Genomic DNA, 16,133 nt, shown 5'->3' on the forward strand with positions numbered 1-16,133 from the left:
TGCTCAAGCCTCTTTACGGGCGGAGAAGAATTCCGCCTCGCTGACAATTCGATTGACCAGGCGACCGACGCCTTCCACTTCCACGACCACTTCATCCCCCGGCACCACATCCGCCAGGCCTTCCGGGGTGCCGGTGGCGATCATGTCGCCGGGCTGCAGGGTCATGAAGCTGGACAGGTACTCGATCAAATACGGGATGTCGAAAATCATGTCTTTCGTACTGCCTTCCTGGCGCAGTTCACCGTTGATCCAGGTGCGCAGCTTCAGGTTGCTCGGGTCCGGCACGTCGGCGACATCCACGATCCATGGGCCCACGGGCGTGGTGGCGTCGCGGTTTTTCACCCGCAGGTTGGGGCGGTAGTAGTTTTCCAGGTAGTCGCGGATCGCGTAGTCGTTGCACACCGTGTAGCCGGCCAGATACTCGAGGGCGTTCTCGCGCTTGACGTTGCGCGCAGGCTTGCCGATGACCGCCACCAGTTCGCACTCGTAGTGCATGTAGGCGACGTTGTCCGGGCGCCAGGTCACCTGGTTGTGGCCGGTGTAGGTGCCGGGGGACTTGATGAACGCCAGCGGTTCAGTCGGTGGCTTGAAGGCCAGTTCGGCGGCGTGGTCGGCGTAGTTCAGGCCGAGGGCAAACATGCTGCCGGTGGCCGGTGGCAGCCATTCGACCTGGTCTTCGGCCAGCAGGCGACCGTCGGCCAGGCGCACGGCGTTTTCAGCTTCTACCAGCACCTGGTGGGCTTCACCTTCAAAGCGAATACGGGCGTGTTTCATGACAGCTCCTCTGCCTTGATGTGGTTGACCAGGCGGCCCAGGCCGCTGATCTCGACTTCAACCGTGTCGCCGGGTTGCACGTCCACCCGGCCTTCGGGGGTGCCGGTGATCAGCACATCGCCTTCGTGCAGGGTCATGAACTCGCTGATCTCGGCGATCAACTGCGGCAGGCTGCGCACGAAGTTGGCGGTGGAGTTTTGCTGGCGCAGTTCACCGTTGACGAACAGCTTCACGCTCAATTGATGCGGATTGGCGACCTGGTCGCGGGCCACCAGTTCCGGGCCCAATGCGCAGAAACCGTCCCGGCACTTGGCTTTCACCGCCGGGCGGTAGTAGCTGTCTTCCGGCAGGCTGAACTCATTGACGATGGTGTAGCCCGCCACATGCTCCAGGGCATTTTCGACGCTGACCCGGCTGGCGCTCTTGCCAATCACCACCCCGAGTGCCGGGCCCGGTTGCAGGCGTTCACCCTGTGGGTGCAGCACCACGCCGTCGTGGCCGTTGCGGGTATTGGGCGTCTTGATGAACAGCACCGGCTTCACCGGTGGCTTCTGGTAAGGCGCTTGTTCGAATTCGGCGAGACGTTGGTTCAGCAACCCCTGGTAGTTCAGCGCAACGCCGAACAGGGTGCCGTTCGCAACATCATGCAGGGCACGGCTCATGCTTTTCTCCTGGCAGTGGCGGGGCAGATTCGGACCTGCACCGTGGGAAATTCGTTAACCTGTTAACGTTATAATTAAGATGTTAACTATCGTCAAGCGTGGCAATATTTCAGGGCAGTCAAAACAACAAAGAGAATGCAGTGATGAGCGATCGTCAGCCGATCCCCAACATCAACATCGGGCAGGTCTACGACCAGCGTTACAGCGATGCCGAGGTGCACTACGACCGGCTCGGCAACCTGGCGGGATTTTTTGGCCGCAACATGCCGGTGCATCGCCATGACCGGTTTTTCCAGGTGCATTACGTCAAGACCGGCGCGGTGCGGGTCTACCTGGACGACCAGCAGTACCTCGAATCCGGGCCGATGTTTTTCCTCACGCCGCCGACGGTGGCGCATTCCTTCGTCACCGAAGCCGACGCCGACGGCCATGTGCTGACCGTGCGCCAGCAACTGGTGTGGGCCTTGATTGACGCCGACCCAAGCCTGGCCCCCGGCGCGCAATTGCCGGCGGCCTGTGTGGCGTTGGCGCGCCTGGCGCCGGAGTTTCAGCCCGAAGTGCGCCGCCTGGAATTCCTGTTTGATGAGCTGTGCAGCGAGATCAACGCCCAGGCCAGCGGGCGCGGTTCGGCGCTGGACAGCCTGACGCGCCTGATCATGATCAGCCTGCTGCGGCTCTGCGCCAATTCCCTGGAAGCCCGCCCTGCACGTCACGAAGACCTGCGGATTTTTCACCGCTTCAACGAACTGATCGAAGACCACTACCTGCAACACTGGCCGCTGTCGCGCTATGCCGACGGTATCGGCGTCACTGAAGCGCGGCTCAACGAGGTGTGCCGACGCATCGCCGACCTGCCGTCCAAGCGCCTGATTCTGGAGCGGCTGATGCAGGAGGCCCGGCGCCTGCTGCTGTTCACCGGCAGTTCGGCGAATGAAATCTGCTACCAGCTGGGGTTCAAGGACCCGGCGTATTTCAGCCGGTTCTTCCAGCGCTACGCGCAAATGACGCCGGGGGAATACCGCCAGCGTCAATCGGGGTTGCGCTGAGGTGGCCAGCGTTACCACAGGGCTACGGTGTAGCCGATGATCACCCGGCTTTCGTCGATGTCGCTGGTCAGGCCGTTGCTTGAGCGCAGGGTCGCATTGCGCAGGCGCACGTTGACGTTCTTCAACGGGCCGCTCTGCACGGTGTAGACCAGGTCGGTGTCGCGCTCCCATTCGTGGCCGTTGCGCACCGTGGCGGTTTGCGCATGGCTGCCGTCGACGTAGCGGGTCATGAAGGTCAGGCCCGGCAGGCCGAGGGCGGCGAAGTTGTAGTCGTAGCGCGCCTGCCAGGCATCGGTGTTGGCCTTGGTGAAGATATTGATGGTCACCAGGTTGACCGAATAGGGATCTTGCCCCGGGAAGGCAAAGTCGCCGTCACCGGAAAGGTTCTGGAAGCCCAGGCCGAATTTGTGTGCGCCCACCGACAAACTGAACATGCCGTTGAAAAAGCGGTTGTCGATCCGGCCGCCGTCCACGCGGGTAGGGCTGCGCAATAGCGTGCTGCCTTGCTCGCGGGTGTCGAAGTAGCGCAGGTCGGTGCGCAGGTTCACGCCCTGGGCCAGCGGCAGGTCATGCACCAGGCCGATGAAATTCTGGCGGTAGATGTCCTGCATCTGCGCGTAGTAATAAGTCGCCGCCAGGTGCGGATTGATTGCGTAGGTGCCGCCGGCCAGGTCCAGGTGGCTGCTGAAGACGCCGCCGTAGCTCATGGATTCGTTGTTGGAGGAGTCCCGCAGGTTCTGCTTTTCCAGGCGGCCGACGTTCAACGTCAGGCCGTCGATGTCCTGGGAGGTCACCAGTTCACCGTTGTAGGTCGACGGCAACAGCCGCGTGTCGTTATAGGCGGCCACCGGCAACAGCGGTTGCAGGGTGCCGAGCTTGAGCACGGTTTTCGACACGCGCAATTTGGCGGTCAGGCCGAGTTCGCTGTAGCTGTCGGCCGGCTCGCCGCTGGCGCCAGACGGCAACAGCCCGGTGCCCCGGCGGTCGCGGCTGGAGTCGAGCTTCAGGCCCATTTCACCCAGGGCGTCCACGCCAAACCCGACCACGCCTTCGGTGTAGCCCGACTCCAGGCGCAGCACAAAACCTTGCGCCCATTCGTCTGCCTTGTTCTGCGGCGCGTTGGCCTGGCGAAAGTCGCGGTTCATGTAGAAATTGCGCAGGTCCAGGCTGGCCTTGCTGTCCTGGATGAAGTCGGCGTGGGCGACCAGAGGGCTAAACGCGGCGCACAGGCCAGCGCTTGCCGCCGTGCGAAAGAGGCACGAATGCATGAGGGGCGTTCCTTTTGTTGTTTTTGTTGGTAGAGCCCGCCACCAGGGCAGGGGCGGGCATATTGTTAACATGTTATCTTTAAGCTGAATAGCTGGATTAACAGGTTTTTATGAATTCGTTTCGAAATTAACGACTTGCTGCGTGCGTCGGGTTGCGCACGCGGAACACCGACTCTAAGCTTCGTCGCTTCGACCTCTATTGCGCGTGAACCATGCCCACCCCCAGACCGTCCCTTACGCTCACCTTGCTCCAGGCCCGCGAAGCGACCATGGCGTTCTTCCGGCCGTTGCTCAATGAACATGACCTGACCGAACAGCAGTGGCGGGTGATCCGCATCCTGCGCCAGCAAGGCGAACTCGAAAGCCACCAACTGGCGCACCTCGCATGCATCCTCAAGCCGAGCATGACCGGCGTACTGGGGCGGCTGGAGCGTGACGGCATCGTGCGCCGGCGCAAATCCGCCGAAGACCAGCGCCGGGTGTTCGTCGCCCTGACCGAACAGGGCCAGCAGTGTTTCGTCGACATGAGCGCCGGGATGGAAAGCAATTACCTGAAGATCCAGGAGCAGTTCGGCGAGGAATCCCTGGAGCAATTGATGGAGCTGCTCCAGAAGCTCAAAGGCATCAAACCGTAATAATCAAAAAATAGTGGCTGAAGCCTGTCCCTTTTTTTCACGTGACTGGTCATTCCAGGTAAGTGAACAAAATCGAGAGCTTCTTCCAATGCCCGCAATACGCCCGTTGCTGAACCTCAGCCTCATGCTGAGCCTGAGTGCCAGCCCGTTGTTCGTTCCCATCAGCTATGCCGAAGACGGTGCGTCCCGGCGCAGCTACCAGGTGCCGGCCGGCAGCCTGAGCGCCGCGCTGACCCGTTTCGCCGGGTTGGCCGGGGTCAACCTCTCGGTGGACCCGGTGCTGGTCAGCGGCCGCAACAGCAGCGGGTTGTCCGGCGAATACGGCGTCGAAGAAGGTTTCGCGCGCCTGCTCCAGGGCTCCGGCCTGCAACTGCAGCCCATGGGCGAGCAGGCCTATAGGCTGACCCCGGTTCCCGAAGGCGGCAGCCTGCAACTGGCGCCCACCTCGATTCTCGGCGCCACCGGCGATGCCGGCAGCGAGTCCTTTGCTGGTGGCCAGGTGGCGCGCCGTGGCTCCCAGGGCCTGCTGGGCTCGAAGGACTTCATGGATACCCCGTTCAGCATGACCACCTACACCAGCGCGGCGGTCAAGAACCAACAGGCGCGTACCCTTGGCGACCTGATTGCCAGCGACCCCTCGGTGCGCGCCACCAACCCGGCCGGCGGGCGCTATGAGCAATTCACCATTCGCGGCTTCAGCCTGTTCAACAGTGATGTCGCCTACAACGGCCTCTATGGCGTATTGCCGACCTACACCATCGATATGGAAATGGCCGAGCGCGTCGACATCATCAAAGGCCCCAGCCAGTTGATCAACGGCATCTCGCCACGGGGCAGCGTGGGCGGCGGGATCAACGTGGTGCCCAGGCGTGCCACCGACACACCCATCACCTCGCTCACCGGCAGTTGGGCCTCCGACAGCCAGGCGGGCGGAGCCGTGGATATCGGCCGGCGTTTTGGTGAAGACAACCAGTTCGGCCTGCGTTTCAACGGCGTGAAACAGTCCGGCGACACCGCCTGGGATCACCAGAGTGTCGACCGCGAAATGGCCGTGCTGGGCCTGGATTTTCGCGGTGAACGCCTGCGACTCTCCACCGACATCGGCCGCACCGAGCGCGACACCGACGCCCCCCAGGAACGTGTGCAAGTCGGGCCCAACGCCAGGGTGCCGAGTGCCAACGACGTACGCCACAACTACGCGCAGCCCTGGAGCAAGGCAAGCACCAACGACACCTTCGGCACGGTCAACGGCGAGTTTGATCTCAGCGACAACGTAATGCTCTACGGCGGCGTCGGTGCGCGCAAAAGCAACCATGACTTCCTGCGCCATGCTGTGTCAGTGACCAACAACGCCGGCGATTTCAGCGTGCAGCCCCGCGACTTCACCCGTGATGAAAACGTGCGCACCGCCACGGCGGGCGTGCGCAACTGGTTCCATACCGGCCCGGTGAGCCATGAGGTCAACCTGGCGGCCAGCTACTTCTACATGGACTTCGAAAACGGCGGCGCGCGATATGCGCCGGGTTCGAGCAATATCTACAACCCTGTGGAAACCCCCGCGCCTGGCCGGCCAACGCGATTTGACTCGAAGGTCTACACCGAAAACCGTTTCAGCGGTGTGGCGTTGTCCGACACCCTGGGTTTTTTCGATGACCGGTTGCTGCTGACCCTCGGTGCGCGCTGGCAGCGGGTCAAGGTCGACGACTGGACCGATGACGTCAAAGGCGACACCGCCTACGACGAGGAAAAAATTTCACCGTCCGGCGGCATCCTGTTCAAGGCCACCGACAAGCTCTCGTTGTACGCCAACTACATGGAAGGCCTGAGCCAGGGCAAGGTCGCGCCGTCGGCGTCGGTCAACGATGACGAAATCTTCCCACCGTTCATCAGCCGTCAGGTCGAAGTCGGCGCCAAGTACGACGCCGGTGCGTTCGCGGTGACGGCCGCTGTATTCCGGATCAAGCAGCCGGCCTACGAGACCAACGCCACCACGCTGGTCTTCGGCCCCAATGGCAAGCGCCAGAACGATGGTGTGGAACTCAGCGTGTTCGGCGAGCCGCTCAAGGGTTTCCGCCTGCTGGGCGGGGTGATGTACATCGACAGCGAACTGACCCACACCACCAACGGCACCTACGACGGCAACCGCGCGCCGGCCACGCCCAAGTACAACGTCAACCTGGGCGCGGAGTGGGACGTGCCGACTGTTGAAGGCCTGACCCTGACCAGCCGCGGGATCTATTCCAGCTCGCAGTACCTGGACCAGTCCAACGTCAAGGAAATCGACGCCTGGACGCGGCTTGATGTCGGCGCACGCTACGCCTTCAAGGTCGACGACAAGCACATCACCCTGCGGGCCAATGTCGAGAACGTGGCCAACCGGCGCTACTGGAGTTCGGCCGGTGCCTCGGATGACAGCGAGCCGGGGTTGACCTTGTCGACGCCGCGCACTTACTTGCTGTCGGCCACCGTCGACTTCTGAGGAGCCTGCCATATAGCCTTCTGTACATCGATGGGCTTGGGCAGCAGGCGGTTCTGGTAAAACAGGTCCGCCGTCTCTTGCTGCGCCCCAATGATGTGCTTATCAATCGGCAGGATGGGCGATGGCGGCCGGTTGTCGACGTAACGTGCAATCACCCCGGCCGGCAAACCCATGAAACGGGTCAGCACCTGCAGGCTGTCTTCGCGCTGGCTGCGGGTCAGGGCTTCGGCGGCGCTCAGTTCATCGAGCAGGGCGTGGATGAACGGACCATTGGCCTCGGCGTATGCACGGCGCGCGGTATAGATCGGCCCAGACAGGTTCAAGCCTTCGCCGTTGGCCAGGACGCGGCTCGGGCTTTGGCTCAGGGCCAGTGACGAGTAGGGCTCCCAGATTGCCCAGGCGTCGACACTGCCTTGCTCGAAGGCGGCGCGGGCATCGGCCGGTGGCAGGTAAACCGGCTGGATATCCTTGTAGCTCAGGCCGGCTTTGTTCAAGGCCCGCAGGATCAGGTTGTGGGAGCTGGAGCCTTTCTGGAAGGCGACTTTCTTGCCCTTGAGGTCGGCGATGCCGTGCAGTGGGCTGTCGGCCTGCACCAGGATGGTTTCCGCCGTCGGCTTGGGCGGTTCAGCGCCGATGTAGACGAGGTCGGCGCCCGCCGCCTGGGCGAACAATGGCGGGATATCACCGGTGGACGCCACGTCCAGCGCGCCCACGTTCAAGGCTTCGAGCATCTGCGGGCCAGCGGGGAATTCGATCCATTGCACCTTCGTCTGGTCGAAGCGTTTTTCCAGCAGGCCATGTTCCTTGGCGAGTACCAGGGCGATCGAGCCTTTCTGGTAGCCGATCCTCAGGGTGGCCGGCTCGGCGGCCATTGCAGTTTGAGTCAGGGCAAACAGCGCAAACAACAGTGCAGGAATTCTCATGCCGGTTTCTCCGCAAAGCGATTGGCCGGTCGCGCCAATCCAAGGTTTTCACGCAGGGTGGTGCCGGCGTATTCGGTGCGGAACAGGCCACGCCGTTGCAGTTCCGGCACCACCCATTGGGCGAAATCTTCCAGCCCGCCCGGCAGGTGCGGCACCAGCACATTGAAGCCATCGGCGGCGCCATTCTCGAACCAGTGCTGCAGTTCATCGGCGATCTGCGCGGGTGTGCCGATCAGGCTGTAGTGCCCGCGTCCACCGGCGATGCGTCGGCCCAGTTGCGCCAGGCTCAGTTGTTCGCGGCCCGCCAGTTCGGTCAGCAGTTGCTGGCGGCTGCGCTGGCCGCTGTCGGTCAATGGCAGGTCCGGCAGCGGGCCGTCCAGCGGGTAGCCGGACAAGTCGAAGTTACCCAGCATGCGCCCCAGTAACGCGACGCCAACCTGCGGTTCGACCAACTGCTGGAAGGCCTCGAATTTGTCCCGGGCTTCAGTTTCTGTCTGCCCGACCACCACAAACACCCCCGGCATGATCTTCAGCGCATCCGGTTCCCGCCCATATCGAGCCAGGCGACCCTTGAGGTCGGCATAGAACGCCTGGGCATTGGCCAATGATGTCTGGGCGGTGAACACCACTTCGGCAGTTTGTGCCGCCAATTCGCGGCCTGCCTCGGACGAACCCGCCTGGACAATCACCGGCTGGCCCTGGGGCGAGCGCGCCACGTTCAGCGGGCCCTTCACACGAAAGTGTTCGCCGACATGCCCGAGTACATGCAGTTTCGCCGGGTCGTAGTAGCTGCCACTCGCCTTGTCGCGCACAAAGGCATCGTCTTCCCAGCTGTCCCACAGCCCCGTCACCACCTGGTGAAACTCCCGGGCACGGCTGTAGCGTTCGCCGTGGCCGAGGTGCTCGTCGCGGCCAAAATTCTGTGCTTCGGCGGCGTTGTCCGAGGTCACCAGGTTCCAGCCGGCGCGCCCGCCGGACAGATGATCCAGCGAGGCGAACTTGCGCGCCACATGGTACGGCTCGTTGTAGCTGGTGGTGGCCGTGGCGATCAGGCCGATGTGTTCGGTCACCACGCTCAATGCCGACAGCAGCGTCAGTGGCTCGAAGTGATCCGAGCGCGCCATGCGGCTGGCAATGTCTCCGGTGGCGGCGGCAATGCTGTCGGCCACGAACAGCGCGTCGAATTTCGCCGCTTCGGCAATTTGCGCCAGGCGTTTGTAGTGGGCGAAATCCAGCCCGGCATTGGCCGGTACATCGGGGTGACGCCAGGCGGCGACGTGGTGCCCGGTGGCCATCAGGAAAGCGCCGAGTTTCAGTTCACGGGGCATGCTCAAAAATCCTTGCGCAGTTGCACGCCGAAGTAACGTTCATCGTCACGGGGTACGGCGCGGTAGATGTAGCTGCCGCCACTGGCCAGCAGCGGTGAATAGGACTTGTCGGTGAGGTTCTTCGCCAGCAGGGCCACGCGCCAGCCGTTGCTGTAGTCGGCCAGGGCGACGCTGGCGTTCCAGATGCCGTAGGCGCCTTGCTTGGTGTCGACGTTCTGGCTGATGTCGTACTGCACTTCGCTCTGCCAGCTGTAGTCGGTACCCAGTTCGATATCCAGGCCGTTATCCAGCGGGATGCTGTAGTCGGCGCGCACGTAGCTTTTCCAGTCCGGGCTGAAGGGCAGCGGCTTGCCGTTGACGTTGCAGGACGCCGCCGCGCCAGGCGGGCAGGCGAACTCATCGATGCGGGCCCGGGTGTAGGCCAGCGCGCCGGAGAGCTTCAGTTGTTGGGTGGCCTGCAGTGCGTAGTCGAGTTCGACGCCTTCGGTGCTGACGCTGCCGGCGTTGATCAAGCGCGTCACCACTTGCCCGGCGACGGTGTCGAAGAAGTTCGCCTGGTAGTTGTCGTAGTCGCTGTGGAAGATCGCCAGGTTGGTGGTCAGGCGATTGTTCCAGCTGGTGGCCTTGATCCCGACTTCCCAGGTGTTGGAGGTTTCCGGTTTCAGCGCGTCGGTGTCCCGTGGCTGCATGTTGAAGAACACGTTGTAGGCCGGGCCCTTGTAGCCGCGCGAGTAGGTCAGGTAGCTGGTGACGGTGTCGCTCAGGTCGTATTGCACCCCCAGCCGGCCGGACCAGCCGTCTTCGTCCACCGAGCCGGAACTGCTGGTGGCCGGTTGAATGCCGCTGACCGTGGTGGCCGAGGTGGAGACGCGGCGGTGATCGTATTCCAGGTCGTCGTGGGTATAACGCAGGCCGGCGATGCCACGAAAGGCCGAGGTGAAATTCAGCGTGGTCTCGCCGAACACCGCGTAGCTGTCGCTGGTGGTGCCGTATTCGGCGATGCCGCGGTCGGTGCGCGTGGTGGTGGTCAGGGTGCGCTGGTAGGTTTCCTGGTCCTTGCCGTGCATGTAGAACAGGCCGCCGACGTATTCGAGGAACTCACCTTTGGGCGAGGCCAGGCGTAGCTCCTGGGAGTATTGGTCGAACGCCAGTTGGCCTTTGTCGGCGGTGCCGGGGAACGCGGCGGTCACGGTGCCCAGGCGGTCGCCGTCCTGGTACTGGGTGTTGTCCCAACCGCGCCAGGCGGTGATCGAGGTCAGGGTGTAGTCGCCGAGGTTCCAGTCCAGTTGCGCAGACAGGCCTTTGTTGGTGTCCTCCACGTGGCTGCGGGTGTCGGCGTTGATGTCGCGGTTGTCGCTGGTCCCGCGCACCGGGTTCAGCGCGTTGGCGAACGCCGGGGTCAGGGATTTGCTCACCACGCCATTCGGCGCATCGTCGTGGGACTGCATGTAGTCGGCAATCAGGGTCAGTTTCACGTCGTCGTTGGGGGTGAACTCCAGTTTGCCGCGCACGCCCTGATGGTTGTAGCCGTTCACTTCCTGGCCGTTGTGCTTGTTGTCGACGTTACCGTCGTAGCTGCCGAACAGCCCGCTGATGGAGCCCTTCAGCGTACCGGGAATCAGGCTGCCGCCCAGGCCGAAGCGGGTGCGGCTTTCATTGCCGCTGAAGTAGGACTGGTCGATATAGCCGTGGGTCTCGGCCGTCGGCGCCTTGCTGGTGATATTCAGCACGCCGGCCGAGGCGTTCTTGCCGAACAGTGTGCCCTGGGGCCCGCGCAGCACTTCGACACGATCCAGGTCGAGCAGGTCCAGGGTAGCCTGGCCGGGGCGGGCGTACACCACGCCGTCAATCACCGTCGCCACCGTGGGTTCAACCCCGGGCGAGGTGGATATCGTGCCCACTCCGCGTACGAACAACGAGGTGTCCTTGTTCGACGCGCCGGTACGGAAATTCAGCGAGGGTACCTGCTGGACGATGCTCGCCACGCCGTTGCGATTGTCACGCTCCAGTTGTTCGCCATCGAGCACCGAAACTGCTACCGGGACTTTTTGCAGCGACTCTTCGCGGCGGGTGGCAGTGACCGTGACCGGCTTGAGGGTGGGTTCCTGGTCGTCGGCGGCGAATGCAGCGGGAACGGGCAGGGCGGCGAGCCCCGCCAGTAGCCAACCCAGGTGGGCGCGGCGCCCGGTGGCGGCGCGTATGGATTGCGAAAGTTTTTGAGGTTGCCCCGAATGTGTGTGCATGCTCTGACCGCTCGAAAAATGCCCTGAACCGCTGCCGTTCTGCGACGACAGCGCCGTTGAATCCGTCTTGGGCATTCGCTCGAGCGAGTAGCAGACAAAACGCTTTGGTAGCGCTAACATCGGCATTATTGGTAGGTGCGATATAGAGCGTCAAATACTAAAAAATTAGTTTTATATTCTTTTAGGTTTTTAACAGGATCGTCCCTTGAGCGAAGACAAACCCCGGAAACGCCGTGGTGCCGGCCGCGTCACCTTGAATACCGTGGCGCGCCAGGCCGGTGTGTCAGCGATTACCGTGTCGCGCTATTTCAACCAGCCGGAGCAGGTCTCGCCCGAACGCCGCGAACGCATCGCGGCGGTGGTTGCCGAATTGGGCTATGTGCCGAACCTGGTGGCGGGTGGGCTGGCGTCGGCGCGGGGCAGGATCGTCGCGATGGTGATTCCAAACATCTCCGGGCCGATCTTCGCCAATACCATCCAGGGCTTCAGCGATACCCTCAGCCGCCACGGCTACCAATTGCTGCTGGCGTCCAGTTACTTCAGCGCCGAGCAGGAAGAAAATGCAGTGCGCGCGTTTCTCGGCTGGTCCCCGGCGGCATTGGTGCTCACCAGCCGCTTCCATAGCGCGGGCACCGAGAAGATGATCGCCGAGGCGGATATCCCGGTGGTTGAAACCTGGGATTACCAACCCGAGCGGGAGCCGTTGCAGATTGGCTTCTCGCATTACGAGGTGGGCGTGACGGCTGCGCGCTACCTGCATGGCAAGGGTTATCGGCGCATCGCGTTCGTACAGAACAGCGCGCCGGGGGACTTCAGTGCACTGGAACGCCGGGATGGCTACAGCGCGACCCTGATTGAGCTGGGCATGCAGCCGTGGGTGTTTGCCCCGGACGCCGATCGCGCACCGTTTGAGGCGGGCAAGCAAGCGATGCAGGCATTGATGAGTGCCGCCATTCCACCGGACGCAATCATCTTCGCCAATGACAACCTGGCCGCCGGTGGCCTGCTGGCCGGGCAACGGGCAGGTCTGGAGATCCCCAAGGATTGCGCCGTGCTCGGCTTTGGTGATTACCCGTTTGCCGAAATGCTCTTGCCCAGTCTCAGCACCATCAAGCCGCCCGCCCTGGAGATCGGTGTGCTGGCGGCGACGCGGGTACTGGAAAGCCTGGGCGTGTTGCCGGTTGAGGATGAGGTGCAGCGCTTGAACCTGCTGGAGTGCCGCTTGATCGAGCGCGAGAGCGCCTGAGTCCAGTTGCGGCTCATGGCCATGTTGCGTTGACTCTCGGTATTTTCTGATAACGGATTATTCAAGGTCAGGCGCTGAAACATGCGTTTGATTGCGTGCGCTCGTCTCTTTTTTATCAGTGGGTAGTTCTTCTTCGGTGACAAGTTTTAGCGATGGCTAATTGCAATTAGTGCGGTGAGTTTCGCGATTTAAAAAGTGCAATGACTTGGTGGGTTGTTCTTTTGAGTAGTGTCCATGTGATATTGCAAGATGGCCTATTGAACTGATCATTGATTGCCATTAGGTGCCGGGATAGACCAAGATCTTGCGTGAGGCTGGCGATATTTTCTTGCGCTGATGAACTAAGTTTAAACATGTCAGTCGATGCTTTAAACATCATGCGTACGGTCATGGCTAACTAATGGCGCCTATTGGTAGTTCTAAAAGGCCATAACTTAAGTGGGCTGTAATACAAAATGTTTTGGTGTAGGGTCCGTACCTTGTCATGACAGCGCTTGCGCTAAAAACCTCCAACTAAGTGTGGATGCCCTTGTTCCGGCGCGTGCCACGGAACAGGTTTTTAAATAGCCCCTCAGACTTGTGCAGATGCCCCAGCCGATACCGTCAATGCCCATCGATGCATGCCGAATGCAGATTCCGGATGCCGAACAAGTGTGCGCGTGGCTGATGCGAAAAGCCGGTCTGAAAACCGTCGACCTGGAACGTGCTCGACGGTTATCCCAGGAATCCGACGACCCCGAACTGCTCGGCCTGCTGACGCGCCTGGGGCTGGTTTCCGAAGTGGAACTGGCGCGGGCCTGGGCCGATTTGCTCGGCGCGCCGTTGCTGCTGGCCGATGCCGCACCGCCCGTGCTCGACCCGCTGCCGGCGCTGACCGAACGCTTCATGCGCCATTACCAGGTGGTGCCGGTGGGCTGGAGCCACGGTGGTGTGCGGGTGTTGGCGGCCAACCCGGCGCTGCTGTATCCGTTCCAGGCCCTGGCGTACGCGTGCGGCGTGCCGGTGTGGCTGGCGGTCGGGCCGCGCAACGAAGTCGAAACCCTGATCGAGCGTTACTACGGCCAGGGCCGTTCCGCCATGGGCACCCTGATCGAAAACCTCGATGAACAGGGTGGCGCCCTGGAAGACATCGAACACCTCAAGGACATGGCCTCCGAAGCCCCGGTGATTCGCCTGGTCAACCTGATCCTGCAACGGGCCGTGGAGCACCGCGCCTCGGACATCCATATCGAACCCTTCGAAAACCAGCTCAAGGTGCGCTACCGCATCGACGGTGTGCTGCATGAAGCGGAAGCGCCGCCGGCGAGTTCCTCGGCGGCGGTGATTTCCCGGGTCAAGATCATGGCGCGCCTCGACATCGCCGAGCGCCGCCTGCCGCAGGACGGCCGGATCATGTTGCGCATCCAGGGCAAGGAACTGGACCTGCGGGTATCCACGGTGCCCACCAGTTTTGGCGAGTCGGTGGTGATGCGCCTGCTGGACCGCCAGACCGTGCAGTTCGATTTCCAGAGCCTGGGCTTTGACGGCCAGCGCCTGGAAACCTTCCTTGAAGTGCTCGAGCGACCCCACGGCATCCTGCTGGTCACCGGGCCCACCGGCTCGGGTAAAACCACCACGCTCTATACCGCGTTGTCGCGGCTCAATACCGCCGAGCGCAAGATCATCACCGTCGAAGATCCGGTGGAATACCAACTGGAAGGCATCAACCAGATCCAGGTCAAACCCGCCATTGGGCTGGACTTCGCCGGCGCGCTGCGCTCCATCGTGCGCCAGGACCCGGACGTGATCATGATCGGTGAAATCCGCGACCTCGAAACCTGCCGCATCGCCATCCAGTCCTCCCTGACCGGCCACCTGGTGCTCTCGACCCTGCACACCAACAGTGCCGCAGCAAGTATCACGCGCCTGCTGGACATGGGGGTGGAGAGCTACCTGATCGCCTCGACCGTCAATGGCATCCTCGCGCAGCGCCTGGTGCGCCGCCTTGACCCGGCGACCCGTGAGGCGTTTGAAGCACCGCCGGAGTTGATCGAGGAACACGGCCTCGACCGCTTCACCGAGCAGCGCCCGATCCTGCTTTACCGGCCTCGCGCCAACGCCGCCGGCGGCGGTTACCACGGCCGCAGTGCAATCACCGAATTGCTGGTGATGAATGACGAACTGCGCAGCTTGTTGATGCGCCAGGCCGACGCCGCGACCCTCGAACAGGCCGCCCGCCGTGGTGGCTTGCGCACCCTGCATGAAGAAGGCCTGCGCCAGGCGGTGGCCGGTGTCACGTCCCTTGAAGAAGTGTTGCGCGCCACCCGTGGAGAGGGCGCGTGAGCCTGTTCAAATACCGCGCCCTGGACAGCCAGGGCGTCGCGCAGAACGGCACCCTCGAAGCGAAGGACCAGGCCGCCGCCGTCGCTGCGCTGCACAAACGTGGCCTGCTGCTGTTGCACATCGATGCCGCCGGTGCCCAAGGGCTGCGCAATACCTTCGGGCGCGGCCAGTTGAATGGCGCGGCGCTGGTCAGTTTTACCCAGCAACTGGCCACCCTGCTGGGCGCGGGCCAACCGTTGGAACGCTCGCTGGGCATCCTGCTCAAGCAGCCCGGCCAGCCGCAGACCCGAGCGCTGATCGAACGTATCCGCGAGCACGTCAAGGCCGGCAAGCCATTGTCGGCAGCGCTGGAAGAGGAGGGCAGCCAGTTTTCGCCGCTGTACCTGAGCATGGTCCGTGCCGGTGAGGCGGGCGGTGCGCTGGAGAACACCCTGCGCCAACTCAGCGACTACCTGGAACGCAGCCAGTTATTAAGAGGCGAGGTGATCAACGCGTTGATCTATCCCGCCTTCCTGGTGGTGGGCGTGCTCGGTTCCCTGGCGCTGTTGCTGGCTTACGTGGTGCCGCAGTTTGTGCCGATCTTCAAGGATCTGGGCGTGCCGATTCCGTTGATCACCGAAGTGATCCTGGGCCTTGGCCAGTTCCTCGACGCCTATGGCCTGGCGGTTTTTGCCGGGTTGATCGTGACGGTCTGGGCCCTGGCGGCACGCCTGCGCAACCCACGACACCGCGAGCAGTACGACCGGCGCGTGCTGGGTATCCGCGTTATCGGCCCGCTGTTGCAGCGGGTCGAAGCCGCACGCCTGGCACGCACCCTCGGCACCTTGCTGAGCAACGGCGTGGCGCTGCTGCAAGCGCTGGTGATCGCGCGCCAGGTCTGCACCAACCGTGCCTTGCAGGCACAAGTGGCCCAGGCCGCCGAGTCGGTGAAAGGCGGCGGCACCCTGGCCAGTGCATTTGGCAGCCAACCGCTGCTGCCGGACCTGGCCCTGCAAATGATTGAAGTCGGCGAACAGGCCGGTGAACTGGACAGCATGCTGCTCAAGGTCGCCGACGTGTTCGACGTCGAAGCCAAGCGCGGCATCGACCGCCTGCTCGCCGCCCTGGTGCCGTCCCTGACGGTGGTCATGGCGGTGCTGGTGGCGGTGATCATGCTCGCGATCATGCTGCCGCTGATGAGCCTGACCAGCAATATATGAAGACCCAA

Annotated in this window: 12 protein-coding genes; 6 read left to right on the plus strand and 6 right to left on the minus strand. The window is 62.7% G+C overall.

Annotation, left to right across the window (positions count from 1 at the left end; genetic code table 11):
* Positions 1 to 3: 3 nt before the first annotated feature.
* Together V6607_RS12210 and V6607_RS12215 are read right to left on the minus strand one after the other, a co-directional pair.
* The gene (locus V6607_RS12210) at positions 4 to 774 is read right to left on the minus strand and encodes a fumarylacetoacetate hydrolase family protein (protein ID WP_134326178.1); all 771 of its coding nucleotides are present in this window, start codon (positions 772 to 774) and stop codon (positions 4 to 6) included.
* Complete coding sequence (locus V6607_RS12215; protein ID WP_008437186.1) at positions 771 to 1,436, minus strand: fumarylacetoacetate hydrolase family protein; 666 nt, start codon at positions 1,434 to 1,436, stop codon at positions 771 to 773. The genes V6607_RS12210 and V6607_RS12215 overlap by 4 nt, the downstream gene beginning before the upstream one ends.
* A 143-nt stretch (positions 1,437 to 1,579) precedes the next feature.
* Between V6607_RS12215 and hpaA the strand changes: the two genes are divergently transcribed.
* Positions 1,580 to 2,482, plus strand: coding sequence for a 4-hydroxyphenylacetate catabolism regulatory protein HpaA (hpaA, locus tag V6607_RS12220; protein ID WP_003209891.1), 903 nt, complete (start codon positions 1,580 to 1,582; stop codon positions 2,480 to 2,482).
* A gap of 11 nt (positions 2,483 to 2,493) precedes the next feature.
* On the opposite strand, the gene V6607_RS12225 is transcribed toward hpaA, so the two are convergent.
* A complete protein-coding gene (locus V6607_RS12225) occupies positions 2,494 to 3,750 on the minus strand; it encodes an OprD family porin (RefSeq protein WP_134326179.1) in 1,257 nt (418 codons plus the stop codon).
* 212 nt (positions 3,751 to 3,962) lie between these two features.
* Here V6607_RS12225 and hpaR point away from each other — a divergent pair, with 212 nt between their 5' ends.
* Positions 3,963 to 4,385, plus strand: a complete 423-nt coding sequence (gene hpaR / locus V6607_RS12230; RefSeq protein WP_008437189.1) for a homoprotocatechuate degradation operon regulator HpaR — start codon at positions 3,963 to 3,965, stop codon at positions 4,383 to 4,385.
* 88 nt (positions 4,386 to 4,473) lie between these two features.
* Complete coding sequence (locus tag V6607_RS12235; RefSeq protein ID WP_134326180.1) at positions 4,474 to 6,864, plus strand: TonB-dependent receptor; 2,391 nt, start codon at positions 4,474 to 4,476, stop codon at positions 6,862 to 6,864.
* Here V6607_RS12235 and V6607_RS12240 read toward each other — a convergent pair.
* The 3 genes from V6607_RS12240 to V6607_RS12250 are packed head-to-tail and all read right to left on the minus strand — an operon-like array spanning position 6,834 to position 11,358.
* Positions 6,834 to 7,787 carry a sulfonate ABC transporter substrate-binding protein gene (locus V6607_RS12240; RefSeq protein WP_102605828.1) on the minus strand — a complete coding sequence of 318 codons (954 nt, stop codon included), beginning with the start codon at positions 7,785 to 7,787 and terminating at the stop codon, positions 6,834 to 6,836. The two genes, V6607_RS12235 and V6607_RS12240, sit on opposite strands and share 31 nt — an antisense overlap.
* Positions 7,784 to 9,115 carry an LLM class flavin-dependent oxidoreductase gene (locus V6607_RS12245; protein WP_134326181.1) on the minus strand — a complete coding sequence of 444 codons (1,332 nt, stop codon included), beginning with the start codon at positions 9,113 to 9,115 and terminating at the stop codon, positions 7,784 to 7,786. The genes V6607_RS12240 and V6607_RS12245 overlap by 4 nt, the downstream gene beginning before the upstream one ends.
* 2 nt (positions 9,116 to 9,117) lie before the next feature.
* Positions 9,118 to 11,358, minus strand: coding sequence for a TonB-dependent receptor (locus V6607_RS12250; RefSeq protein WP_134326182.1), 2,241 nt, complete (start codon positions 11,356 to 11,358; stop codon positions 9,118 to 9,120).
* 205 nt (positions 11,359 to 11,563) lie between these two features.
* Between V6607_RS12250 and V6607_RS12255 the strand changes: the two genes are divergently transcribed.
* From V6607_RS12255 to gspF, 3 genes are all read left to right on the plus strand, one after another.
* Complete coding sequence (locus tag V6607_RS12255; RefSeq protein WP_008437199.1) at positions 11,564 to 12,604, plus strand: LacI family DNA-binding transcriptional regulator; 1,041 nt, start codon at positions 11,564 to 11,566, stop codon at positions 12,602 to 12,604.
* A gap of 627 nt (positions 12,605 to 13,231) precedes the next feature.
* Positions 13,232 to 14,926, plus strand: a complete 1,695-nt coding sequence (gene gspE / locus V6607_RS12260) for a type II secretion system ATPase GspE (RefSeq protein WP_166742193.1) — start codon at positions 13,232 to 13,234, stop codon at positions 14,924 to 14,926.
* Positions 14,923 to 16,125: a type II secretion system inner membrane protein GspF gene (gene gspF, locus V6607_RS12265; RefSeq protein ID WP_008437202.1), complete on the plus strand. Its 1,203-nt coding sequence runs from the start codon at positions 14,923 to 14,925 to the stop codon at positions 16,123 to 16,125. The genes gspE and gspF overlap by 4 nt, the downstream gene beginning before the upstream one ends.
* The last annotated feature ends 8 nt before the right edge of the window (positions 16,126 to 16,133 follow it).

Origin of the sequence: Pseudomonas sp. KK18 (genome assembly GCF_037094675.1) — a bacterium.
Taxonomy (GTDB): Bacteria; Pseudomonadota; Gammaproteobacteria; order Pseudomonadales; family Pseudomonadaceae; genus Aquipseudomonas.

Bases quoted from the DNA above. Each gene is read 5' to 3' on its own strand.
- gspE (WP_166742193.1), top strand. From the start codon at position 13,232: ATGCAGATTCCGGATGCCGAACAAGTGTGCGCGTGGCTGATGCGAAAA.
- V6607_RS12225 (WP_134326179.1), bottom strand. From the start codon at position 3,750: ATGCATTCGTGCCTCTTTCGCACGGCGGCAAGCGCTGGCCTGTGCGCC.
- V6607_RS12235 (WP_134326180.1), top strand. From the start codon at position 4,474: ATGCCCGCAATACGCCCGTTGCTGAACCTCAGCCTCATGCTGAGCCTG.
- V6607_RS12245 (WP_134326181.1), bottom strand. From the start codon at position 9,115: ATGCCCCGTGAACTGAAACTCGGCGCTTTCCTGATGGCCACCGGGCAC.
- hpaA (WP_003209891.1), top strand. From the start codon at position 1,580: ATGAGCGATCGTCAGCCGATCCCCAACATCAACATCGGGCAGGTCTAC.
- V6607_RS12210 (WP_134326178.1), bottom strand. From the start codon at position 774: ATGAAACACGCCCGTATTCGCTTTGAAGGTGAAGCCCACCAGGTGCTG.
- V6607_RS12250 (WP_134326182.1), bottom strand. From the start codon at position 11,358: ATGCACACACATTCGGGGCAACCTCAAAAACTTTCGCAATCCATACGC.
- hpaR (WP_008437189.1), top strand. From the start codon at position 3,963: ATGCCCACCCCCAGACCGTCCCTTACGCTCACCTTGCTCCAGGCCCGC.
- V6607_RS12240 (WP_102605828.1), bottom strand. From the start codon at position 7,787: ATGAGAATTCCTGCACTGTTGTTTGCGCTGTTTGCCCTGACTCAAACT.
- V6607_RS12215 (WP_008437186.1), bottom strand. From the start codon at position 1,436: ATGAGCCGTGCCCTGCATGATGTTGCGAACGGCACCCTGTTCGGCGTT.